The sequence below is a fragment of the Sedimentibacter sp. genome (genome assembly GCF_038562225.1).
Taxonomy (GTDB): Bacteria; Bacillota; Clostridia; order Tissierellales; family Sedimentibacteraceae; genus Sedimentibacter.
This window is the reverse complement of record NZ_JBCFAS010000001.1, coordinates 294,502-318,256: the sequence shown is the minus strand read 5'-3', so window position 1 is coordinate 318,256 and position 23,755 is coordinate 294,502. Positions and strand designations below refer to the sequence as shown.

27 protein-coding genes are annotated in these 23,755 nt (G+C 41.1%); 3 read left to right on the top strand and 24 right to left on the bottom strand.

Annotated features, from left to right (window positions below; genetic code table 11):
• Positions 1-12: 12 nt before the first annotated feature.
• The 22 genes from AAGU76_RS01490 to cobU form a co-directional block, all read right to left on the bottom strand.
• Positions 13-435 (bottom strand): acyl-CoA thioesterase, encoded by a 423-nt coding sequence (locus AAGU76_RS01490; RefSeq protein WP_342483664.1) that lies wholly within the window; start codon positions 433-435, stop codon positions 13-15.
• A 9-nt stretch (positions 436-444) separates the two neighbouring features.
• On the bottom strand, positions 445-1,077 hold the full coding sequence (locus AAGU76_RS01485) for a ribonuclease HII (RefSeq protein ID WP_342483663.1): 633 nt from the start codon (positions 1,075-1,077) through the stop codon (positions 445-447).
• 293 nt (positions 1,078-1,370) lie between these two features.
• Positions 1,371-2,240: a ribosome biogenesis GTPase YlqF gene (gene ylqF / locus AAGU76_RS01480; RefSeq protein ID WP_342483662.1), complete on the bottom strand. Its 870-nt coding sequence runs from the start codon at positions 2,238-2,240 to the stop codon at positions 1,371-1,373.
• A 47-nt stretch (positions 2,241-2,287) separates the two neighbouring features.
• Positions 2,288-2,635, bottom strand: coding sequence for a 50S ribosomal protein L19 (gene rplS / locus AAGU76_RS01475; RefSeq protein ID WP_342483661.1), 348 nt, complete (start codon positions 2,633-2,635; stop codon positions 2,288-2,290).
• A gap of 97 nt (positions 2,636-2,732) precedes the next feature.
• Positions 2,733-3,449, bottom strand: coding sequence for a tRNA (guanosine(37)-N1)-methyltransferase TrmD (gene trmD / locus AAGU76_RS01470; RefSeq protein WP_342483660.1), 717 nt, complete (start codon positions 3,447-3,449; stop codon positions 2,733-2,735).
• On the bottom strand, positions 3,446-3,946 hold the full coding sequence (gene rimM / locus AAGU76_RS01465; RefSeq protein WP_342483659.1) for a ribosome maturation factor RimM: 501 nt from the start codon (positions 3,944-3,946) through the stop codon (positions 3,446-3,448). The genes trmD and rimM overlap by 4 nt, the downstream gene beginning before the upstream one ends.
• Before the next feature lie 22 nt (positions 3,947-3,968).
• Positions 3,969-4,199, bottom strand: a complete 231-nt coding sequence (locus AAGU76_RS01460; protein WP_342483658.1) for a KH domain-containing protein — start codon at positions 4,197-4,199, stop codon at positions 3,969-3,971.
• Between the two features lie 11 nt (positions 4,200-4,210).
• On the bottom strand, positions 4,211-4,474 hold the full coding sequence (rpsP, locus tag AAGU76_RS01455) for a 30S ribosomal protein S16 (RefSeq protein WP_342483657.1): 264 nt from the start codon (positions 4,472-4,474) through the stop codon (positions 4,211-4,213).
• Between the two features lie 56 nt (positions 4,475-4,530).
• Positions 4,531-5,886 carry a signal recognition particle protein gene (gene ffh / locus AAGU76_RS01450; protein WP_342483656.1) on the bottom strand — a complete coding sequence of 452 codons (1,356 nt, stop codon included), beginning with the start codon at positions 5,884-5,886 and terminating at the stop codon, positions 4,531-4,533.
• A gap of 7 nt (positions 5,887-5,893) precedes the next feature.
• Positions 5,894-6,241, bottom strand: coding sequence for a YlxM family DNA-binding protein (gene ylxM, locus AAGU76_RS01445; protein ID WP_342483655.1), 348 nt, complete (start codon positions 6,239-6,241; stop codon positions 5,894-5,896).
• 235 nt (positions 6,242-6,476) lie between these two features.
• A complete protein-coding gene (gene ftsY, locus AAGU76_RS01440; RefSeq protein WP_342483654.1) occupies positions 6,477-7,406 on the bottom strand; it encodes a signal recognition particle-docking protein FtsY in 930 nt (309 codons plus the stop codon).
• A gap of 86 nt (positions 7,407-7,492) precedes the next feature.
• Positions 7,493-11,053, bottom strand: a complete 3,561-nt coding sequence (gene smc, locus AAGU76_RS01435) for a chromosome segregation protein SMC (RefSeq protein ID WP_342483653.1) — start codon at positions 11,051-11,053, stop codon at positions 7,493-7,495.
• Positions 11,044-12,138: a radical SAM protein gene (locus AAGU76_RS01430; protein ID WP_342483652.1), complete on the bottom strand. Its 1,095-nt coding sequence runs from the start codon at positions 12,136-12,138 to the stop codon at positions 11,044-11,046. The genes smc and AAGU76_RS01430 overlap by 10 nt, the downstream gene beginning before the upstream one ends.
• On the bottom strand, positions 12,131-12,844 hold the full coding sequence (gene rnc / locus AAGU76_RS01425; protein ID WP_342483651.1) for a ribonuclease III: 714 nt from the start codon (positions 12,842-12,844) through the stop codon (positions 12,131-12,133). Before rnc ends, AAGU76_RS01430 begins: the two co-directional genes overlap by 8 nt.
• A gap of 150 nt (positions 12,845-12,994) precedes the next feature.
• Positions 12,995-13,234, bottom strand: coding sequence for an acyl carrier protein (gene acpP / locus AAGU76_RS01420; protein ID WP_342483650.1), 240 nt, complete (start codon positions 13,232-13,234; stop codon positions 12,995-12,997).
• Positions 13,231-14,229 carry a phosphate acyltransferase PlsX gene (gene plsX / locus AAGU76_RS01415; protein WP_342483649.1) on the bottom strand — a complete coding sequence of 333 codons (999 nt, stop codon included), beginning with the start codon at positions 14,227-14,229 and terminating at the stop codon, positions 13,231-13,233. The genes acpP and plsX overlap by 4 nt, the downstream gene beginning before the upstream one ends.
• A 92-nt stretch (positions 14,230-14,321) precedes the next feature.
• Positions 14,322-14,501 (bottom strand): 50S ribosomal protein L32, encoded by a 180-nt coding sequence (gene rpmF, locus AAGU76_RS01410; protein WP_342483648.1) that lies wholly within the window; start codon positions 14,499-14,501, stop codon positions 14,322-14,324.
• A gap of 12 nt (positions 14,502-14,513) precedes the next feature.
• Positions 14,514-15,017, bottom strand: coding sequence for a DUF177 domain-containing protein (locus AAGU76_RS01405; RefSeq protein ID WP_342483647.1), 504 nt, complete (start codon positions 15,015-15,017; stop codon positions 14,514-14,516).
• A gap of 75 nt (positions 15,018-15,092) precedes the next feature.
• Positions 15,093-16,289, bottom strand: coding sequence for an acetate kinase (locus tag AAGU76_RS01400; RefSeq protein WP_342483646.1), 1,197 nt, complete (start codon positions 16,287-16,289; stop codon positions 15,093-15,095).
• Positions 16,290-16,351: 62 nt separating this feature from the next.
• On the bottom strand, positions 16,352-16,939 hold the full coding sequence (locus tag AAGU76_RS01395) for a histidine phosphatase family protein (RefSeq protein ID WP_342483645.1): 588 nt from the start codon (positions 16,937-16,939) through the stop codon (positions 16,352-16,354).
• A 2-nt stretch (positions 16,940-16,941) separates the two neighbouring features.
• Positions 16,942-17,676, bottom strand: coding sequence for an adenosylcobinamide-GDP ribazoletransferase (gene cobS / locus AAGU76_RS01390; RefSeq protein ID WP_342483644.1), 735 nt, complete (start codon positions 17,674-17,676; stop codon positions 16,942-16,944).
• Entirely contained in the window at positions 17,658-18,251 is a 594-nt protein-coding gene (gene cobU, locus AAGU76_RS01385) for a bifunctional adenosylcobinamide kinase/adenosylcobinamide-phosphate guanylyltransferase (RefSeq protein ID WP_342483643.1), read from the bottom strand. Before cobU ends, cobS begins: the two co-directional genes overlap by 19 nt.
• 177 nt (positions 18,252-18,428) lie before the next feature.
• Here cobU and AAGU76_RS01380 point away from each other — a divergent pair, with 177 nt between their 5' ends.
• The 3 genes from AAGU76_RS01380 to AAGU76_RS01370 are packed head-to-tail and all read left to right on the top strand — an operon-like array spanning position 18,429 to position 21,632.
• A complete protein-coding gene (locus tag AAGU76_RS01380; protein ID WP_342483642.1) occupies positions 18,429-19,646 on the top strand; it encodes a nucleotidyltransferase in 1,218 nt (405 codons plus the stop codon).
• 51 nt (positions 19,647-19,697) lie between these two features.
• Positions 19,698-20,666, top strand: coding sequence for a hypothetical protein (locus AAGU76_RS01375; protein WP_342483641.1), 969 nt, complete (start codon positions 19,698-19,700; stop codon positions 20,664-20,666).
• Positions 20,667-20,720: 54 nt separating this feature from the next.
• Positions 20,721-21,632: a ribonuclease Z gene (locus AAGU76_RS01370; protein WP_342483640.1), complete on the top strand. Its 912-nt coding sequence runs from the start codon at positions 20,721-20,723 to the stop codon at positions 21,630-21,632.
• Between the two features lie 123 nt (positions 21,633-21,755).
• On the opposite strand, the gene AAGU76_RS01365 is transcribed toward AAGU76_RS01370, so the two are convergent.
• Together AAGU76_RS01365 and AAGU76_RS01360 are read right to left on the bottom strand one after the other, a co-directional pair.
• Positions 21,756-22,367, bottom strand: coding sequence for a V-type ATP synthase subunit D (locus tag AAGU76_RS01365; protein ID WP_342483639.1), 612 nt, complete (start codon positions 22,365-22,367; stop codon positions 21,756-21,758).
• A gap of 2 nt (positions 22,368-22,369) precedes the next feature.
• A complete protein-coding gene (locus AAGU76_RS01360; protein WP_342483638.1) occupies positions 22,370-23,755 on the bottom strand; it encodes a V-type ATP synthase subunit B in 1,386 nt (461 codons plus the stop codon).

Sequence of the window (23,755 nt, the reverse complement as noted above, 5' to 3'; positions counted from 1 at the left end):
GATGAAGCGGTATTATTTGCTTTCAAAGAGTTTTGAAAACAAATGATAATACGTTTCGTTTTCCTTCTTCAGGGACATAAGATTTCCTTTTTTGTTTATAAAGCAATGGCTGCTGCTTCCTTCTGCCCTGAGCTTTCCTGTACTTGTGTCTGTCACCCTGTAGGACAGAGAAAAAGTTATGCCGTTGAAACTGTCTATTTTGGTGTGTATGTAAACAGAATCTCCGAACTTCACAGGTGATCTGTACTTGCATTCAACGCCGGTAACAGGGCTTATGATACCGTCACGCTCCATTAAAGAGTAGCTCAGTCCCGATTCTTCCAGGAAGTCAATCCTTGATTCTTCAAACCATCGTATATAGTTTGAATGATGTACGACTCCCATCTGATCTGTTTCATAATACTGTACCTTGTGCAAATATTCTGCCTTTTCCATGACTGCTCCTTATAAGAAATTAAGCTGTTCATCCGTGTTTAAAATCTTTTTCAAAAATGTCATTCTGTGAATGTCGCAGGGACCGTACTCCAACAGTGCGCTTATGTGATCTTTTGTGCCGTAGCCCTTGTTTTGAGCCAAGCCGTAGCACGGATACTTCAAATCAAGTTCATCCATAGTCCTGTCTCTGGTGACCTTTGCTATGATGGATGCGGCTGCAATTCCGTGGCACCTGGCATCCCCGTGGATTATGTTTGATTGGGGAAGATCCAAATCAAGTTTTTCAGCATCAATCAGAAGATAATCAGGTATTACCTGTTCTCCGTCTTTGTCCCTCAAGTTTGCTATTGCCTGTTTCATAGCAAGCTTTGTGGCGTTCTTTATGTTTATGTCATCAACTACACCGCAGTCTATCTCACCTATGCCTATGGCAACGGCAGCTTCCATGATCAGGTCGAACATCTTATCTCTTTTCTTGGCCGTCAGCTTTTTTGAATCGTTCACACCTTCGATGAGAAGATCCATGGGCATTATAACAGCACAAGCCACGACGCTGCCTGCTAGGCAGCCTCTGCCCACTTCGTCAATGCACGCTATGTACTTGAAACCCTTGTCCCAAATTTCCTTTTCTATGTCAAGCATCGCTTCCTCCGAATTACTTCATGAACAATAAATTGAATTTTAATATTTTTCAGACTCAGCGCACATTTTGTGAAATTGTACGAAAACTGAAAAACAGTTTTGGCACATTTAGCGAAGCGGTTTGTGCCTTTGTTTTTCAGATTGAAGTTACAATTCCCAAAATTTTAGCAGGAAGAAAAATATGAATTCAATTTATGATGAATTAAGAATTAATAATGAAGAATTAAGAATTTCGGATAAATCAGGCTCAGCCTGATTTTTTCATTTAATTATAAATTATTAATTCTTAACTCTTAATTCTTATTTGCATTATTTGCATTATCAGGGCTTTCCAATGTTATTCTTCCAAGCTTCCCTGCCCTGAAATCATTGAACAAAAGATTAGCTACCCTGAGATAATCTGTGTCCTTGTTTGGAAGGAAAAATCCCTTCTTTTCTGCAATGTTGTCCAGAATGTCAAGTGCTGTATCGCCTCGTTCAATACCGTATTTTTCCGTTACGGAATTTATTCTGCCGAGCTCAATCATCTTTTCCACGAACTTCAGAGACACTTCTTCGAGAATGAGAACATCGTCCTTAATGGCTCCTGTAAACGAAAGGTTTAAAGCACCCTTTTCATCGTCAAACTTAGGCCACAGGATTCCCGGAGTGTCTAAAAGGTCAATGTTTCCTGACAGGTGAATCCACTGCTTGCCCTTTGTTATGCCGGGCATGTTTCCTGTCTTGGCGCTTTTCCTTTTGCACAGTGAGTTTATGAGTGTCGATTTTCCTACGTTCGGTATTCCCACAATCATTGCCTTTATGGTCTTGTTGAGAAGCCCGCGCTTTTTGTATCTCTCCACAATTTCTTTGGAAGCATCAGCAATTGCTTCCTCAAGCTTCTTAAGTTCCTTGTTGTTTGTGGAGTTGTACAGCACTACGCTCCACCCTTTTTTTCTGTAATAGTCTTCCCACAACTTGTTCATGTTAGGATCCGCCAGATCGTATTTATTGAGCACAATCAGCCTTTTCTTGTCCCTGAACAGTTTATCGAAATCCGGATTCTTGCTGCTTATTGGAATTCTAGCATCAATAACCTCTATTACTATGTTGACCAGCTTTATGTTTTCCTGAAGCAGGTCCTTTGTTTTTTTCATATGTCCCGGATACCAGTTTATATTCATACATACCTCTATTCTAAAAAAAATTGAGGACATCCGCCCTCAATGTATTAATATTGTGTCAATTCCTTAACTTTGGTAGCTTTACCTGTTCTCTGTCTCAAGTAGAACAATTTAGCACGTCTTACTTTACCTTTTCTTGTTACTTCGATCTTGTCGATCTTTGGTGAATGCACAGGGAATGTTCTTTCAACACCAACTCCGTAAGAAATCTTTCTTACTGTGAATGTCTCTCTGTTGCTTCCTCCTTGTTTTCTGATTACTATACCTTCGAAAACCTGGATTCTTTCTCTGTTACCTTCTTTTATTTTAACGTGTACTTTTATAGTATCACCAACGTTAAAAGGTGTAACTTCACCTTTAAGCTGCTCATTTTCAAATGATTTAATTAAGTCCATTTGTATACCTCCCTTCGCCTAAGCGTTCTTGTTTCTAGTACAGAGGACCGCCGTATACTCTAGTGATTATAGCACAATGCTTTTGCACATACAACATTTATTTGAACTTTAGAGATAACTTGTTGTATTTTTCAATTATGCCGCTGTCCCTGATCATATCAGGCCGCCTTTTCAAGGTAATTTCTATGGCCTTGTAAAGACGCCATTCTTCAATATTTTTATGGTGCCCTGACAGTAATATTTCGGGCACTTCCATGTCCATGTATTTTTCCGGTCTGGTGTACTGGGGATACTCCAGAAGATTTCCGCTGTGGGATTCCTCAACGGACGATTCATCGCTGCCCAGCACTCCCGGCAGCAGCCTTCCTACAGCGTCAATAAGCATCAGCGCCGGAAGTTCACCGCTTGTTAGGACATAATCTCCCATAGATATTTCCTCATCCACGTACTTGTCGATAATTCTTTGATCTATGCCTTCATAATGTCCCGCAATGAACACTATATGCTCCTTGCCGGAAAGTTCTCTTGCTTTATTTTGATTAAATAAACTGCCTTTCGGTGATAGATAAATAATATATGAATTGTCTTTTTTTATAGCATCTAGGGCCTTGAACATCGGTTCCGGCTTAATAAGCATTCCGGGTCCGCCGCCGTATGGATAATCATCTACCTTTTTATGCTTGTCTTCGGAGTAATCTCTAAGATTAGCATATCCAATTTCAAACAGTCCGTTTTCCACGGCTCTGCCGATGATTCCGTTGGTTGTATATACATCAATAAGCTCTGGAAATAATGTAACAACGTCAAATCTCATTCCAGCAACCCCTCAATGACTTGTATAACCATTTTCTTTTCTTTTACGTTTACTTCCTTGACAACTTCTTTGACAGCAGGTATGAGCCAGGATTTGTCCTTGAGGGATACTTCGTAAACATCATTTGCTCCGGTCTGGTAGACAACACTGATTTTGCCTATATATTCGCCGTCTGTGGAATATACGTCCATGCCTTCAAGATCAAACAAATAGTATGAATCGTCAGGCAGTTTTTTTAGCTGGTCCTCCAATATGGAAATATACGTGTTTTGAAATGATTCTGCGGTGTCCATATCATCGATATCTTCAAGCTGCAGGTAAACCATACCTTTTCTTTCCCACACATTACTGATTTTTCGCTTTCTTCCGTCTTTTTCTGTAAAGACATGGTCAAGCTCTTCAAATCTTTCCATATCATCAGTCAAGGGTATGCATTTGACACAGCCTTTGACCCCGTGAGTGTTTACTATCTTTCCAACTTTAATGTATTCCTTCATCATTACCTCTGTCTAAAGGGAACTATTGAATAATCTCAACAATAACTCTTTTGTTTTCCTTGGTTGCGGCAGCCTTAACAACGGTTCTTATGGCCTTTGCTATTCTGCCTTGCTTTCCGATTACCTTACCCATGTCATCAGGAGCAACTTTTAGTTCAATTATCAGTGATTGACTGCCTTCAACTTCATTGACTGCTACAAGATCGGGATTATCAACTAGTGATTTTGCTATATACTCTACTAATTCACCCATTTTATCACCTCTTATTTATTCTCGTCTCTTTTTTCATAGATACCGTTAGTCTTGAATAACATGCTAACTGTGTCTGTGGGTTTCGCTCCGTTGTTAAGCCATTTTATTGCGCTTTCGTCGTCGATTTTAACTACCTTTGGTTCAGCTACCGGATTGTAGTATCCGATTTCTTCGATGAAACGGCCGTCTCTTGGAGAACGTGAATCAGCAACTACTATTCTGTAAAAAGGTTTCTTTTTTGAACCCATTCTTTTTAATCTAATTTTAACTGACATATTGTCACCTCCTTATGGTCTTTATATATGAAAAAGGAAAATCCTATTTCTAACTTTTAAAATGGCATCTTGAATCTTCCCATGCCGCCCAGGCCTTTTTTCTTGCCCATGGTTTTTTCCATTGATGAAAATTTCTTCATCATCTTCTTCATTTCGTCATACTGCTTCAAGAGCTGGTTGACTCTTTGCACAGATGTTCCGCTTCCCGCGGCGATTCTTTTTCTTCGGCTTCCGTTTATTATTGTCGGATTCTGCCTTTCCTTCTTGGTCATGGACTGTATTATGGCTTCCGTGAACACAAGTTCCTTTTCATCAACCTTCAGCCCTTTAAGCTTCTTATTACCGCTTAAACCCGGAATCATTTCCAGAAGTTCGTCCAGTGGACCCATGTTTTTCATCTGCTGAAGCTGGGATAAGAAATCTTCCAGGTTGAATTCCTGTTTCTTGAGTTTCTTTTGCAGCTCCACGGCCTGCTTCTCATCAAATGCGCTCTGGGCCTTTTCAATTATTGATAGCACATCGCCCATTCCAAGTATTCTTGAAGCCATTCTATCGGGGTAAAAGGGCTCCAGCTGGTCCATCTTCTCGCCCACTGACAAAAACTTGATTGGTTTATCCACAACGTTTCGTATGGACAGTGCGGCTCCGCCTCTGGCATCACCGTCAACCTTTGTGAGTATGACTCCAGTTACGTCCAGGTACTGGTTGAATGTCTCAGCAACCTTCACGGCATCCTGGCCTGTCATTGCGTCCAGCACCAGTAGTATTTCTTCCGGATTCACAGTCTGTTTTATTTGTACAAGTTCCTCCATGAGAGATTCATCTATATGGAGTCGTCCGGCTGTATCTATGATTACAACGTCATGGCCGTGTTTCATGGCATGTTTCATTGCTTCTTTTGCTATTGTAACGGGGCTTGTTTTGTCGCCCATCTGGAACACGGGAACTCCAACGCTTTCTCCTACCACTTCCAGCTGTTTTATGGCAGCAGGCCTGTAAATGTCGCAGGCTACCAATAGAGGTCTTTTCCCGTCTTTTTTAAGTTTTTTGGCAAGCTTGCCGGTTGCCGTTGTCTTTCCGGCTCCCTGAAGGCCGCTCATCATGAAGTATGTCACGTCGTTTTGGTTGAATTTAAGCCTGCTTTCGCCCTGACCCATTATCTTCACCAGCTCTTCGTGAACTATTTTAACTACCTGTTGTCCGGGCGTCAAACTGTCCATCACTTCAGAGCCCAATGATCTTTCCTTCACATTGCCTATGAATGTTTTAACGACTTTGTAGTTTACATCCGCTTCAAGAAGGGACATCTTGACTTCCTTCATTGCAAGGTCAATGTCTTTTTCTGTAAGTTTGCCCTTGCCTTTTAGCTTTTGCAGCGCGTTTTGCAATTTATCGGATAAATTTTCAAACATTTAGCTTCTACCCTTCATTAATAATTTTTCCGGCTTCTTTTATAATATAGTCCACCGTGTCCTTGTATTTAACGTCATCTATGGTTGAGCACAGCTTAATTATGTTTTCGGCTGCCTTCTGGTATGTGTCGTACTTGTAATGAAGCTTCATTTTGTCTTCATATTCCATCAAGCTTTTCTCAGCCTTCTTCAAGGCGTCATGGACACCCTGCCTGCTGATGTTCATGTCTTCGGCAATCTCCGAGAGGCTTAAGTCCTGATTGTAGTAAAGGTCAATTATGTTGGACTGATTGTCTTTAAGCAAGTCTCCGTAATAATCGTACAGAATGCTGTATATTAAATTCTTCTCCGACATGCAATCACCTACTGTAAAGTATTTTGCTTGACAGTGAATTCTACCTTAATTCGCCGTCTTTGTCAACTGTTTTTCTGAAATTTTTTATTTTTTTTTATTAAAAGATTTAATGGCTTTCCTTTAATGAAGAATTAAGCGTTAAGAATTAAGAATTAAATGAAGAAATCAGGCTATGCCTGATTTCAATCCAATAATTCTTCACTCTTCATTCTTAATTCTTAATTGAATTTTAGGGTTACTCGAAGATTGCGTTCACGAAATTTTCTGCATCGAAATCCTGCAGGTCGTCGATTTTTTCCCCTACGCCCACATACTTGATGGGAATCTTAAGCTCATTCACAATTGGGAATGCAATTCCTCCCTTTGCTGTGCCGTCAAGCTTAGTAAGTATTAGGCCGTTTATTTTGCATGTCTCGCTGAAAAGTTTAGCCTGTATTATGCCGTTTTGTCCGGTCGTGGCGTCAATTACCAGGTACACGTCTACCTTGGCCTCTGCAAATTCCTTTTCTACAATCTTGAAAATTTTACCAAGCTCGTTCATGAGATTTTTCTTGTTGTGAAGCCTTCCTGCTGTGTCGCATATGAGGATGTCGGCCTTTCTTGCCCTGGCTGCCTGAATTGCGTCATATATTACCGCTCCCGGGTCTGAACCCATTTCCGAAGCTATTATTTCAACATCAGCACGCTGGCACCATTCCTTAAGCTGTTCCACCGCTGCAGCCCTGAATGTGTCTGCAGCTGCTACCACCACCTTGTTGCCCTGCTCCTTGAGTCTGTATGCAATCTTACCGATGGATGTGGTCTTTCCAACGCCGTTAACTCCCACAATAAGAACTACTCTTTGCTGTTGTGTTGATCCGTCTTTGTCCTCATGCTCCTTTAGCATTTCCACAAGATATTTTTTTATGACATTCTTGATTTCGGCAGTATCCTCAAGCTTGTTTTTCTTCACTTCCTGCTTGATGTACTCTATTATATCCATGGTTGTTTCAACACCCATGTCGGAGGTTACAAGTACTTCCTCCAGCTCTTCCAGAAATTCATCATCTATTTTTCTGTGCGCAAAAATTATGTTCTCGATTTGTTCCGTAAGATTCTTTTTTGTCTTTGACAGACCTTCCTTCAGCCTGGCAAAAAAACCTTTTTTCTCTTTTTCTTTATCCATGTCTTTCTCCCTTTAATATGTGAGATTTATGCAAAGCATAAATCTCTTCATTAAATTCTTAATTCTCAATTCTTCACTCTTAATTGTTATATGGCGTCTGACAGCTTCATGGAGACAAGCTTTGTCACACCTTTTTCCTCCATTGTGGCACCGTACATGGTGTCTGCGCATTCCATGGTTCCCTTCCTGTGGGTTATCACCATGAACTGTGTCTCTTTAGAAAATTCTTTCAGATACTGAGAAAAGCGGTTTATATTTACATCGTCCAGAGCCGCTTCGATTTCATCCAGAATGCAGAAGGGCGTGGGTTTTGTCTTAAGTATGGCAAACAAGAGAGCTATGGCTGTAAGAGACTTCTCTCCTCCTGAAAGCAGTGAAATCTTGCTCAGTTTCTTTCCTGGCGGCTGAACGGTGATTTCAATGTTGCTGTTAAGGGCGTCATTTTCGTCCTCCAGATAAACGTCGCCGTTTCCACCGTTGAAGAGCTTCTTGAACACTTCGTTAAACTTGACTCTTATGTTTGCAAACTCTTCAGCAAACTTATCCCTCATCTGAATCTCCAGTTCCTTTATTACATCGCTGAGCTGGTCTTTGGCGTCTATAAGATCCTTTTGTTGTGTTTTTAGGAACTCGTACCTTTCGCGGACTTCCTCATATTCCTCTATTGCATCGAGGTTGATGTTTCCCAGGTCCTTTATGGCTTTCTTGCAGGCGCTCACTTCGCTGTAAAGTCTAGACTGGCTTATGCTGTCGTCTTTGTACTTTATGGCCATAGCGTAGTTCAGTTCATAGTCTTCCCAAAGTTTCTCGGAAATTTCCTCAACTTTTGCAATTTCTCTTTCTATTTTCACGTTCATCTTGTTCTCGTCGTCGAGAATTTCAGTGATGGATTTGTTGGCTTCGTTTATTTTGTTCTGATACTCATATATTTCATTCTGGCTGGCATCCAGGCTGTCCTTGTCCTGTCTGAAGCTTTCTGTCAGTCTTGCAATCTCTGTCCGGAGGGTTTCTGCCTTTTCCTTGTACTCACTGATGAAATTCTCAGCCGTTTCAATTTCATCCAAGATGCTTTTGAGGTTTTCTTCCTTCAGTGACTTCAAGGTTATGTTTCTCTGGATTTCCGATTGTATGCTGCTGATTTTTTCTTCCTTGAGCATCATGTCCTGGTTTATCATGGCAACCTGGTCCCTTTGCCTCAGGATGACGCTGTTGTATTCGTCGTACTTTGCCCTGTTGCCTTCATTTTCCGTTGAAATGTCTTCGATGGATTGTTCCTTTTCGTCTATTTGCCTCTTGGTGCTCTCTGTATCAGAAATAATCTTATCCAGATCATTTTGGTACCTTTTTCTTTCCTCCTCTATGTAATTCTTTTCTTCCATATACTTGTTTATTGCAGAAGAGGTTTTTTCATTTTGTTCCTTAAGCATGTTTATCCTTGAAGCATTCATTCCAACAAGGCCGGTCTTATCGCTTATGTCGCCCTTTAATGAAGCCACTTTATCATTAAGATCCCTTATTGACTTTATGGCTTCACCAAGCTTCAGGTTTTTGTTCTTAACAAGCACAGTGTATTTTTCCGTGGCAGCCTTAAGTTCTTCAATTTCTCTCTTTCTTCCAAGAAGATTCTGATTTGCACTTATATGGCCTCCTGTTACGGAACCACCTGAATTTATCACATCTCCTGATAATGTTACAATCTTTATGGAGTTTCCAAGCTTTCTTGAAATTTTAAAACCGTTATCAAGGTTGTCCACCACAAGGATACGGCCCAGCAAAAAACTGATGACACTTTCGAACTCTGGATTTGTGCTTACCAGCATATCAGCAGTGTTAATGACGCTTTTTTCCTTAAGCACTTCCTGCTCCCTGGCACTTAATGCTCTTTCCTGAAGCATGTTTACGGGTAGGAACGTAACACGTCCAATCTTGTTCTTTTTCAGGTACTCTATGATGCTGCCGGCTTCTTGCTCTGTTTTTACTATTATGTTTTGGATAGCGGAACCCAGGGCAATTTCAATTGCTGTCTCGTATTCCTTCTCAGTCTTGATTATGTCAGCCACCGTTCCCAATATGGCTTTAAGAACAGGTTCCTTGTCCTTGTTGTTCATCACTGTCTTGATGCTTTTGTAGTAACCGTCGTAGTACGCTTCCATGTTTGACAGCACGTTCATCTTCGACCTGGCACCGCTTAAGCTTTCCTCAGCTTTTTTGATTTCCAGGTTAAGCTGTTCTTTTTCGCTTTCCTTTTCAACAAGCAGGGCGGCAGACTGTTGCAGCTCAGTTTTCTTTTGGCTTATTAATGCACTTATGTTTTCCTGTTCTTCCAAAAGTGCCTGGATGACTTCCTGTCTGTTCCCTCTTTCCTGTTCTTCCAGTGAAATTTCACCGCTTAAGTGTTCAATTCTTTCCTCGTCGTTTGATATGAAGGACTGGATGGTGCTTTTCTGGCTGTTTAGCTTGTTTACTTCCTTGTGAAGCTCAAAGAGCTCCTGTTTATGTTCCTCGATTTTAGCTGAAACCTGATCGATTTTTGCCTTGTATTCCTGAATTTCGGCATTGGTGGATTCAAATTTTTCGTTGGTTGATTTTAATTCCTCTACCAGCAGAGTTTTTTCCACGGCAATTGAATCGATTGTTTCCCGCAGTTCCTGATTTCTCTTGTCCACGTCATCTATTTCTTTTTGAATGCTCTCGATGTTGCTTTGGTACAAAAGCTTCTTTTCCTTGTGAACCTGTCCTAGACTTAAGAAGCTTTCCAATTCCTTGTTCCTGGACTCCTTCAATGCTTCCTGTTCCCTGGTCCTGGCTTGAAGCTCGCTTATGTTTTCCTTTTGCTTTTCTATGTTCTCGGTAAGCGCATCCCTTTTTTTCTGCAGCCTGACTTTTTCCTCTGTTGCCATGCTTTTCTGGTTTTCCAGAGCCTTGAGCTGTTCGCTGTGCTTTTCGTATTCGTGAGCCAGGTAATTGAGTTCATACTGCTTAAGGTCATTTTTTATATCTATGTATTGTCTGGCTTTGGCGCTCTGCTCCTTCAATGGGCCTATGCGCTCCTCCAGTTCATGGATTATGTCTTCGATCCTGTCCAGGTTGCTGCTGGTTTTATCAAGCTTTCTTTCCGATTCTTCCTTGCGTGCCTTGTACTTCACAATTCCTGATGCTTCCTCGAAAACCTGTCGTCTCGTCTCTGAATTGGGGCTTAGGATGTCTTCTACACGGCCTTGTCCTATGAATGAATAGCCGTCCCTTCCTATTCCTGTGTCCATGAACAGTTCTCTGATATCCTTCAGCCTGCATTGCTGCTTGTTTATGTAGTACTCGCTCTCACCTGTTTTGTAAAGCTTTCTTTTTATGCTTACTTCCTTGTATTCAACGGGTATGATTCCCGATTCATTATCAAAAATGAGGTTCACTTCAGCATAGCCAAGGGGCAGCCTTTTTTCCGTGCCGGCAAAAATAACATCATCCATCTTGCCTCCTCTCAGCGATTTGGCGCTCTGCTCGCCCAGAACCCACTTTATGGCGTCTGAAATGTTGCTTTTACCGCTTCCATTCGGTCCCACAACTGCAGTTATTCCTTTTTCCACTACAATTTCGGTTTTCTCTGCAAAAGATTTAAAACCGTTGACATACACTTTCTTTAAAAACATATTTCCCCCTGTTGCAGATTAAGATAGTCCTGATAGATGCTTTGTTTGTCAAGACTTCCTAATTTTCTGGTTTCTTCGTATATTGCTATTGTGTTCTGGTCCATGGAGCATTTAAAGGAGATGCTTTTCATTGAAAATATTTCCTTCAGCTTCCTAATATTGGATTTCTTTTGCCCTGAAATAAAGCTTATGAGCTTGTCGCTGGTCTCGATGATAATGTGTTTGTCCTTTAAATCCATGTTTTTTAAAAGATCTGCAATTGCACAAACATAAATTCTTTCTTCCACAAGCTGCCTGAAGGCAGGATGAAACGGACCTGCAGCCACATCCTCCTCCTGGTTAATGGTTTCAGTGTTTTGCAGGCCGATTCGAATGACATTTATGTTGTTTGCAGCGTAATGGCTGTATATCAGTGACGTTATTTCAACTGCCTCTTCCAGCGTAAGGGGTTTGTAGCAACCTTTTTCATACATGTATAAAAGTTCTGTGTCTCTTATGGTAAGCGTCGGGTATATTCTCACCATGTCAGGCTTCATGGCAATGGAGTCAAGGCATGTCTTTATGTCCTTTTCCCTGGTGCTTCCGGGAAGCCCAGGCATTATCTGGTGCCCAAGTAAAAAACCGTGCTCTTTAATCAGCCTGCTGGCATTTTCGGAATCCTTCCTGGTGTGACCGCGGTTGGACATTCTTAATACATCATCATCCAGACTTTGAATTCCAAGTTCGATGATGTCCATGCCGTATTTTTTCTGGAGAGATAATATGTCCTCGCTTATGGCATCGGGTCTTGTGGAACACCTTATGCTGTCTACCACGCCCATATCCTTGTAATGCTTTCCGACTTTCAGCAGCTCCTCCTGAAGAGTTATGTCAATTGCAGTGAAAGACCCTCCGAAAAAAGCCAGTTCAGTATAAGTATCTTCATCGATAGTCTTTCTGTATTCTTCAACTATATCTTCAACGTACCTGCCGCTGGCAGACACCGTGCCTTTGCCTGTTATCTTCTTCTGGTTGCAGAACACGCAGTCGTTTGGACAACCCACATGCGGAACGAATACAGGAATAATCTTCATTTTTTTATTCATTGAGCTGACCTTCCGACATCAATGCATTTTTAGCGGCATCCTGTTCGGCAAGTTTCTTGCTTTTTCCGGAACCCTTACCCACAACCTGCTTGTTAACCAGCACATTGACATGGAACATCTTCTCATGGTCCGGACCTTCTTCCCTGGTCACAACATACCTTATCTTGCATGACTGGCTTTTGCTCTGGTAGTATTCCTGCAGGTACGACTTGAAGTCTGTTACAATTTTACCCTTGACAGCCAGCTGAATGTACTTTGTCAGGTTGGCAAGCACAAACTCCTCAGCCTTTCTGTAGCCGCCGTCAATGTAAATGGCAGCAATTATGGCTTCCACTGCATCTGCAAGTATTGATTTTCGTTCTCTCCCGCCTGACGCCTCCTCTCCTTTTCCAAGGAGAAGGTACCTGCCGATGTTAAGGTTAGCGGCCACCATGCTCAACGTATCCTCGCATACAACCTGGGAACGAAGCTTTGTCAGATCTCCTTCCGGATAATCCGGGAACTTGTCAAATATGAAGCGGCTTACGGTAATGCTTAAGACCGCGTCTCCCAAAAACTCCAGTCTTTCATTGTTTACCTTGCTGTAGGTTTTGTCTTCGTTTGAATAGGAGCTGTGTGTAAGGGATTTTTCCAAGGTAGCTATATTGTTGAATTTGTAATTGATTATTTCTTCAAACCCGTTTAATTCCTTAATATCTATAATCACTGTTCCTCCTGTGATTATAATTGTTTATTACATTTATGAATACCTTCATAAAAATAATAAATAATTATAACATTTAATATACAGGACGCATTTCTGCGTCCCTAAATTATGTTCTGATTCATCATAATATAATTAATATAATTAATATAATTACATATTGATGCTTTCTTCTAAGTAATTGACAATATCTCCTACTGTTTTGATTTGCTCAATGCTTTCGTCATCAATTTCCATATCGAATTCATCTTCGATAGCCATAACCAATTCAAACAGTGTTATAGAATCAGCTTCCAAATCATCTGCAAAGGAAGTTTCCATAGTTATGTCTTCAGGATCCACTCCCACTTTTTCTGCTACAAGATCTCTAATTCTTTCAAACACATCAATCACCTCCTTGTTATACTTTCTTCAATCAATTCATTAATATTGCTTTCGCAGCACACCTTAGCCTGACGTATGGCATTTTTAACGGCTTTTTCATCACTGCTTCCGTGAGCTTTTATTACAGGAGCCTTAACGCCTAGAAGCGGCGCTCCGCCGTGCTCTGAATAATCGAATTTGCTTTTGAAATTCATAAGGGCCGGCTTAATAAGCACTGCTCCCAACTTTGTCCTTGCTGACGACATGAGTTCGTTTTTAAGTCCCTTCATAATTTCAATAACGGTTCCTTCAAGAGTCTTTAAAATCATATTTCCCACAAAGCCGTCACAAACTATTATATCCGCTTTTCCCTGAAGTATTTCTCTTGCTTCTATATTGCCGATAAAATTCATGGGCAGTTTTGTGTTTTCAAGCAAATCGTAAGTTTCAACAGTCAACTTGTCGCCCTTTGATTTTTCTGCTCCTATATTGGCTAGAGCAATGCGGGGATTTGGAATATTCATGACTCTCTTGAGATATATGTCTCCCATAATTGCGAAATCATATAGAAATTCAGGCTTTGAATCAACGTTGGCACCGGAATCTATCAAAAGTGCAAATCCGCCGTTCATGTTTGGAATGAGCGAACCTATTGCAGGTCTTTGAATACCTTCAATCCTTCCGATAAGCAAGGTTCCTCCGCTTAATATGGCTCCCGTGCTTCCTGCAGAAACAACAGCATCAGCTTCCTTATTTTTAACAGCGTTCATTGCTTTAACCAGGGATGAATCCTTCTTGCGGCGTATTGCCATAACAGGCTTGTCATCGTTTGTTATAACTTCTTCAGCATTTATAATTTCAATGTTGTTAAAGCTTGATGTATGCTTTTCCAGCATCTGTTTTACTTCATGCTCTTTTCCAGCAAGTATGATTCCCAGGTTGTACTCGTCACGGGCAAGTATGCTTCCTCTGACAACAGCCTCAGGTGCATTGTCGCCACCCATGGCGTCTACTGCGACTTTCATATAACACCTCTAGTTCCTATATTTTTACATAGACTAGTATAACGTAGCGCCATATGTTTTGCAATAAAAAAATAGTGCATTTGCACTACTTTTTACTCAACGCTCATAACTTCTTTGCCGTTATAAAATCCGCAAGCTCCACAAACTCTGTGAGGTAACTTTGCTTCATGACACTGTGGGCATTCTATAGTATTTGGAACTGTTAATCTTGATTTAGCTGTTCTTCTTCTATCTCTTCTAGCTTTGGAAGTTTTTCTCTTAGGTACTGCCATTGTAACACCTCCTTAATCCTTCAACAGGTCTTTTAATTTATTAAATCGCGGATCTGTTAAATTGTTTTCGCATTCGCACTCTTCAAAATTTAAATTAACTCCGCAAGTGGGGCATATACCTTTGCAGTCTTTTTTACATAAAGACTTCATAGGCATGGACAAGTAAATCATCTGTTTGATAATTTCGTCCAATTCAACACATCCGTCCGTTACTATCAACTGAATCTCATCAGTTTCTTCATCTTCGTCCAACCTGGACACAATACTTGCTTCAAAACTTGTTTCGACTGTGTTGTCGAATTCAGCAAGGCATCTTGAGCAAACATCTGCAAAAGTATACCTTATTGTGCCGGTCAGCAAGACACTGTCCTCAACCTTGAAAACCTCTCCGCTGAAATCTATGTCTTTATCCAGATGTGTTTTTGACAAAAAATCCTCGTCATCAATTGCAAATCTCTCATTGAATCTGAAAGACAACGCATCAGACGACAAAAACTTGTTCAATCTAATTAACATAATACCACCCTTTTTATTCGCAGAGTTAATTATAAGAGAAAAAAAATCTTTTGTCAAGCAATTTATTTTACAGTTTTATTTTTTAGCCAGTGCTTTTGTATCCCTTGCAATCATTAACTCTTCATTTGTTGGGATAACAAAGACTTTAACCTTTGCACCGTCTTTTGATATTTCTGCTTCTTTTCCTCTTGTGTTGTTCTTTACATCATCGATTTCAACGCCTAAGAATTCAAGGCCTTCACAAACCTGTTTTCTTGAAGATGCTGAATTTTCACCAAGACCTGCCGTGAATACCAATACGTCCACTCCGCCCATTGCTGCTGCATATGAACCTATGTATTTCTTAACTGTGTAAGCGAATTTGTCCAGTGCCAGCTGAGCTCTTTCATTTCCTTCATCTGCTGCTCCTTCTATGTCTCTGAAGTCGCTGCTTACGCCGGATATTCCCAGAACTCCTGATTTCTTGTTCATGAGATTGTCAACTTCTTCAGCTGTCATGTTCTTTTTGTTCATCAGGAACGTTACTATGGCCGGGTCGATGTCTCCGCATCTTGTTCCCATAACAAGTCCTTCAAGCGGAGTCATTCCCATGCTTGTGTCGAATGATTTTCCGTCTTTAATGGCTGTAAGGCTTGCGCCGTTTCCTAAGTGGCATGTGATTATCTTCATTCCTTCAAGTTCTTTGCCTGTTAAAGCTTCAACTCTTTCAGAAACATATTTGTGAGAAGTTCCGTGGAATCCGTATCTTCTTATTCCAAGTTCCTTGTAAAGTTCATACGGAAGCGGGTATATATAAGAAACAGGAGGCATTGTCTGGTGGAAAGCCGTATCAAATACGCCAACCATTGGAACTGTAGGCAGCAATTCCTTGCATGCTTCTATACCAATGATATTCGGTGGATTGTGAAGAGGAGCAAGGCTTATGCATTCCTTCATTGCGTTTACAACTTCGTCAGTTATGGCAACTGAACCTGCAAATTTTTCTCCGCCGTGTACAACTCTGTGTCCCACTGCCTCTACTTCATCAAGAGATTTCACTGCGCCGTAAACAGGGTCAACCAATGCTGTGAGCACATGGTTTATGGCATCCTTGTGGTCTTTCATAGGTTCCTGGATAACAACTTTATCCATGCCTGTTTTTTCATGCTTCAATACACTGCCTTCAATGCCTATTCTTTCAACAAGACCTTTAGCCAATACGCTTTCATCATTCATGTTGATCAACTGGTATTTCAATGATGAACTTCCGCAGTTAATTACTAATACATTCATTTTATTCCTCCATGAGTTATAATTATATATAAAATCATAAGATTTTAAGACTGGTTGTAATGTTATACCGTGCCTTCGGGACAGCACTTTATTATTGTTTCAATTTTCTTGTTGTTTAATACCAAAATGTCGCAGTTTGATATTTCATATTGCCACAGACTTTTGTCGTCTGCTATGTTAAGGTACAGCATCATGGACTGTATGACGCCGAAGTGAGTGACAACGACGGAATTATCGGGTATGCCATCCACAAAGGCTGACACTCTTTTTATGATGTCTTCGTAGCCTTCACCATTAGGGAATTTATACCTGTGCTGAAGCTGTATCCACTTCTCTGTTTCTTCCATGTGGCTGAGCCTCATTTCATCCCATGTCATGTTTTCGAAAATACCAAAGTTCACTTCAATCAGACTTTTTTCGACAATTATGTTATTCTCGTCGAAGCAGTTTTCCCTTGAAATGATTTTTGCCGTATCAATAGCCCTTTTGAGAGGGCTTGAGAAAATATTCTCAATTTTTTTCCTTTTTAGGTTTACGCCTGCCGCAAATGCCTGTTTCCTGCCCCTTTGTGACAGTTCAACATCCGTGATGCCGCTGTAGCGTCCATCTACATTTGCTGTGGATTCACCGTGCCGAACTAAGTATATCATAATTATCCCTTTAAAAAAAGTACTAAAATCATAAATATTATCTGTGTCATTTCAGTAACAAAGCCGCAGGTGTCACCAGTCATGCCGCCTATCCTTCCTTCAACCCAGCCGGATATGAAAACAGCAGACACAAGAGAAGCAAAGCACGCTGCCGCAAGCACTGCACTGTTGGGTAATACAATAATCAACGCTGCAAGTATCGCCATGTTGGCTGCAACTACTTGCAAGGTCATGGACTCAACGAACAATGTTCCCATTCCCTTTGTTTTTTTTGCGTACTTCTTATTATAGCAGGAAGCCGTAAGACTTGCCCTGCCTACAACTGGCATCATCATACATGCAGACATGTCCGCATATGAAAAGAAAACAAACTGAGAAAGCAATATCATGACAAGGCAGATAACTCCGAATGCTCCAATGTGGGAATCGCTCATTATCTCAAACACCCTGTCCCCTGTCCTTCCGGAAAACAAGCCGTCAGAAGTGTCAGTTGCCCCATCCAGATGTATGCCTCCTGTTACGGCAACATATGCCATGGTCAGAACCAACCCCCTCACAAATGTAATCCTGATATTTGCGAACACCATATATATGAGTGCAAGTATAAGTCCTATCACTGCTCCCATGAGTGTATAAAGGCTCAGCGACTTTTTGAAGTTTTCTTCGCTGTACATGATTTTTCTTCCCACAGGTATACGAGTGAAAAATGAAATCAAAGTTAAAAATCCTGAGGCCATTTGACCATCTCTCCTCTATGCTTGAGTTTTATTGGTATGCCTGAGAATATGAAGTACATGAAATCTGCCGCACTTCCGATTCTGCTGTTTATTCTTCCGCTTATGTCCCTGAAGTAGTTTCCCATGTAGTAGGACGGAACAACTCCCATGCCCGTTTCGTTTGAAACTATAATGAGTTTCTTGCCGAACCGGTTGCATACATCAATGAGTATCATTACCTCGTCAGTTATCTTTTTTTCCAGTTGGTTGACTTCTTCTGCACTGCAGCTGTCAAAATCAAGACCGGAGTCATACATGAAGTTTCCCACAAGGGTGGTTATGCAATCCAGCAGAATGGCATCGGAACTGATGAACTCTTCCTTGTTTGCAAGTTCATCAAAATCGGAATACATTTCAAGGGTCTTCCAGGAACCCGGACGCTGGCTTTTATGTTTTTTAACCCTGTCAGCCATGGCCTGGTCAGTTACCACAGCTGTAGCGAGGTACAGCACATTTTCAGAATATTCTTTTGCTTTGCTTTCGGCAAATGTACTCTTTCCGCTTCTTGCACCGCCAATTACAAATGTTACGCTCATAATATCACCCTCAATTACCATTAACCTATGGTATTATACCATTTATAAAGAAAAAATCAAACAAATTTAAATGTATTTTTACAAAAGTTTTCTAATTTATTTGACTTTGATCAAAATAAAAATTATTATAAGACAAAGGATTTAAAAATTCTCAATACATTAAAATACGGTGGTTTTATGAAAATAACAGGTATTGTTTCAGAATACAATCCATTTCACAAGGGACACGAATATCAGCTGAAAAAAGCCAGGGAACTTTCCGGCTGCGATGCGGTTGTGTGCGTCATGAGCGGTAATTTCGTTCAGCGGGGCGAACCGGCCATAATTGATAAATTCAGACGGGCTGAGGCTGCCGTATGGGGCGGGGCTGACATAGTCATAGAGCTTCCGCTTCCATTTTCGTGTCAAAACGCTGAGATGTTTGCATACGGAGCCATAAGGGAGCTGGGCAAAATTCCTGTGCACGCTTTAAGCTTCGGCTGCGAAAACGACAATGTTGATACGTTGAGGAGGATTGCAGAAGCTCAGCTTGAAAGCATCCAGTACAATAATGTGCTTAGGGATGAAATAAAAAAAGGAATATCCTATCCTGCCGCCATGACAAAGGCACTGAGCAGCCTCATGGGAAATGAGTTCAGTGATTCTGTGGTTTCTCCAAACAACGTGCTGGCAGTTGAATACATAAAAAGCTCCATGAAGCAAAATGTTTGCCTTGAATTTTTTCCGGTAAAAAGAATCGGCAAAAGCCACAACGACCATGAGCTTTCAGGACTTTTCGACAGTGCCACAGCCATAAGAAGCGGGATTTTGTCAGGTTCTGCAAAACATACATTGTCCGTCACATCAAAAAGCATGGAAAGCATAAATGGTTTTTATTCAGACTACGGCAGCTTCAACATGCTTGACAACTACATGGACATTATTAATTACAGGATCATGGAACTTGAAAAGGAAGGCTTAAACGACATATTCGACGTGTCAGAAGGTCTTAACAACAAGATATACCAAAGCCTTTTCATGCACAGGTCATCTCATGAACTAATAATGTCACTGAAGTCAAAGCGTTACACATATTCAAGGCTTCGAAGGATACTTCTTAACATTGCCTTAGACATTACTTATGAAGACATAAAGAAATTTATGTCTACCGAACAATATAAATATATTAAGGTTCTGGCTTTCAACGATACAGGAAGAAAGGTAATAAAGAATGCTCAATCACGCGGAACTGCCGTAATTTGCCGCTACTCAGACTACAAAAAATTCGGCATAAGTGCGGAAGAGCTTCCTTCCTTCAAGCTGACGGCCAAGGCTACCAACCTATACTACCTTCCTTTTGAGAACAGAGAAGCCAATTTGGAATACAAAAAAAACGCTGCTTATATAGCTAAATAAAAAAGCATATTACACTTAAGACACAATAAAATGTGTTATGGGGGTTGTATTATGTTCAGACGAAACTTTATTCCTACGCTTATAATGCTTTTAATATGCTTTTTTATTATCAAGCCTGACATTGTCTCAGAAGGAGCCGTAAATGGCCTTAGGATCTGGGGAACGAACATCGTGCCATTTTTGTTTCCCATGTCAGTGCTTTCCAACATTCTTCTGCAATACAATTTTTTGTACAGCCTGTTTGAAAGGATGTGGCTTGTATCTGTCAAATTGTTCAAAAATAAGTATGCTCTCATCCCCTTCTTCATAAGCTTCATATCCGGCTACCCTTCAGGGGCAATGGCAGTCAACATCATGACTGCAAGCAAGCGAATAAGCAGCGACGAAGCCAATTATCTCACAGTCTTTGCCAATGACTGCAGCTTCCAGTTCATAGCGGGTGCAGTGTCATTTTCCATGCTGGGAAGCTTCAGCCTTTACAAGTACATTGCTGTTCCCCACTTCCTGGGGGCACTGATTTTGGGCATAATGATAAAAAAACAATCAGCAAGGATTGGGCCCAGTGTGCGAAGTCTAAACAAAACCTCCGTGACCTTCAACCAAGCCTTCAGCAATGCAATTTATAAATCCGTCATAAGCATACTGTCGGTCGGCGGAGTCATTGTAATATTTTCTGTATTCTCCAATTTTCTGGATGACAGCTTAAAAAGTCTTACAGCATTCATGGCTGTAAAAAGATATTTAAGCGACATAATTTACTCGCTGCTTGTGGGCTCCCTGGAGCTTACAAACGGCTGCAGCATCATTGCAAAATCAATTTACGTTCCCATGGAGCTAAAACTCATTGTCATCAGTTTTCTCATAAGCTTTTCCGGAATGTCCGTAATCTTTCAGACTCTTGCGGTAATAAACGAGTTTGAGCTGGACATCAAAAACTACATATTCTGCAAGTTTGTCCATGGTGTTCTGTCTGCGTTCATATGCACTGCCATGCTCATGATTGCAGGGAATATGTATTGATAATTTAAGCAATAATATGTATAATGGAATTAGAAAAATTTACAAGAGGATAAAATGATAGAAGTTACTTTAACAGGCACCAGCGGCATGATACCCCTGCCGGGAAGATTCTTATCTTCATGTGTCATCGATTACAACGGAAGAAAAATACTGATTGACTGCGGAGAAGGAACTCAGGTTTCCCTGCACAAGGGAAAAATTTCAATAAGCAAGATAGATGCTATACTAATAACGCATTGCCATGCAGACCATGTGACGGGACTGCCGGGGTTGTTATTGACCATCGGAAACAGCGGCAGAACTGAGCCCCTGCACATTATCGGGCCAAGAGGAAGCACAAGGATTCTCAACACCCTTTTAGTTGTATGCGGATATCTGCCCTACGAAGTGATCATGTCCGAAGTTCACGACAGCAAAGTGTCCACATTCGAGGAAATAGGACTGAACATAACCTCCATTCCATTAAAACACCACATGAACTGTGTAGGCTACAGTATGGAGCTTTCACTGAAGCCGCATTTCAATCCCGACAAGGCTAAAAATCTCAATGTTCCTCTGAATCTCTGGAGGACGCTGCATGACGGCAAAAGTGTGGAGGTTGAGAATGATGTGATAACACCGGACATGGTGCTAGAAGGCGCAAGAAAGCCCATTAAGATCTCCTACGTCACTGATACGCGGCCGGTTCCGCTCATAAAGAAAATAGTCAGTGGTTCGGATTTGTTCATATGTGAAGGTATGTACGGCGAAGACAGCCAGCTTGAAAATGCTGCTGAAAAACTGCACATGACTTATTCTGAAGCAGCAAGAATAGCCTCTGAAGCAAACGTAAAGGAACTGTGGCTCACACACTTCAGTCCGTCCATGAGCAATCCTTCAGAATTCATCGGATACGCAAAGACAATATTTCCCAACACCTATGTGGGTCGGGACCATATGTCGAAAACCTTAAAACCAGAAAACTGACATTAAATTAAGAATTAAGAATTAAAAATGAAGAATTATTGGTTGGAATTGTGCATACGCACAATTCCTTCTTTTAATTCTTCACTCTTAATTCTTAATTGGGTTTAAATTCGTAATTGATTTTTATTTCTTTCCTTTCAGTCTTTTCAGACGGAAGAAGTCTTCCCTCTCCTTCTCCTCCAAAACTTCCTGGATATATTTTACCTGCTCCCTGTACTTGGGTATTTGAACATGCTGCAAAGCATTTGTTCTTTTTTGTGTTTTTTGGATTTCCTTGGCAAGCTTGAACACCGAATTTTCTATTTCAGCCAGTTCATACATCTTAAGCTTTGCCTTTATGAACATCTTTCTTGCTTCGTCAAGGGATGCATTTGTTGAGTAAAAGCCGTAGGTGGGGATTATGTCCTCCTCCTTGTACTTGAGCATTGGAATGTCAACACCCATGACGCTCTTCAGAAGTATGTCGTAATGCTCGTCATCGGGTATGCTGTAGCTTATGTCCTCGACGTTTTTAACACCAAGTGTCATGTTAGCCTTCTGCAGTATGGCGTATGCCTCGGCCATTACATCATAAATTTCGTTTTGCATGCTTCGTGCCTTGTCTACAAATACCATCATTTCCTTAATGAGGATGTTCCTCTTCTTGTCAAGGAGCTCATATCCTTTTTTAGAAAGTTCAAGAGAAGATTTAGCTTTTATGAGGTTAGATTTTGTAGGTGCAACCATCACTGCCATAATTATCTCTCCCTGTTGCGTACGTAGTATTTAGCCAACATTTCAGGTTTAACACGGTCAAGCTCAGTTTCAGGAAGTATTGAAAGCACATGCCATCCAAGATCCAGAGTTTCGTTGATGTTTCTGTTTTCATTCTTATCCTGCGCTATGAATGTTCCTTCAAGCTCACGGCCGAACTGCAGATACAATTTGTCCGTTTCTCCCAGGTCGTCCTCACCTATGATCTGCGACAAGCTTCTGATGTCCTGCACCTTTGAGTAGGATGCATATATCTGGCTCTGAAGATCCGCGTGGTCTTCCCTGGTAAATTCGGCACCAATACCGTCCTTCATCAAACGTGAAAGTGATGGCAGGATGTCTATAGGAGGATAAATACCCTTATGGTTCAATTCCCTGTTAAGAACTATCTGTCCTTCCGTGATGAATCCTGTAAGGTCAGGTATGGGGTGAGTGATATCATCGTTGGGCATTGTCAGTATTGGTATGAGGGTAATGGAACCTTCGCAGCTCTTAAGCATTCCGGCTCTTTCGTAAATTGTTGAAAGGTCCGAATACAAATATCCAGGATATCCCTTACGCGACGGAACCTCTTCCTTGGCAGATGAGATTTCACGAAGCGCTTCAGCATAACTGGTCATGTCAGTCAATATGACAAGCACATGCATGTTGTTCTGGAATGCAAGGTACTCCGCTGCAGTCAATGCGCATCTGGGAGTTGAAATTCTTTCAATTATAGGAGCATCCGCAGTATTGATGTACATTACAACGTGATCCAGAACCCCAGCGGATTCGAAGCTTTTTCTGAAGTAGTCTGCATCGTCATGACGAACGCCCATTGCTCCGAACACAACTGCAAAGTTGTCCTTTGTAGCTCCTTTTATTTTTGCTTGTTTAACTATCTGTGCTGCCAGCTCGTTGTGAGACATACCGTTTCCTGAGAATATAGGAAGCTTTTGACCTCTTATGAGCGTCATCAGTGAATCAATTGCAGAAATACCTGTCTGAATGAAGTTCTTGGGGTATCGTCTTGCTACCGGATTTATAGGCCTTCCGTTTATGTTTTCTTTTATTGGAGAAATAACCTGGTAGGCGTTATCTATGGGCTCGCCCACTCCGTTAAACGTTCTTCCCAGTATTTCCTTTGATACAGGAATGGTAAGCGGTTCCGCAAGGAACTTAACAGAAGAGTTGTCTGTTGAAATTCCTGTTGTTCCTTCAAAAACCTGAGCGATTATCCTATCGCCTTCTATTTTGATTATCTTTCCTTTTCTTGTTTCATTTTCATCAACCTTAATGCTGATTGTTTCGCCATAGGAAGCATCTTCAATGCCGTTAAGTACTATTAACGGACCTGCAATTTTTTGTATTTTCAAATATTCTTTTTTCAT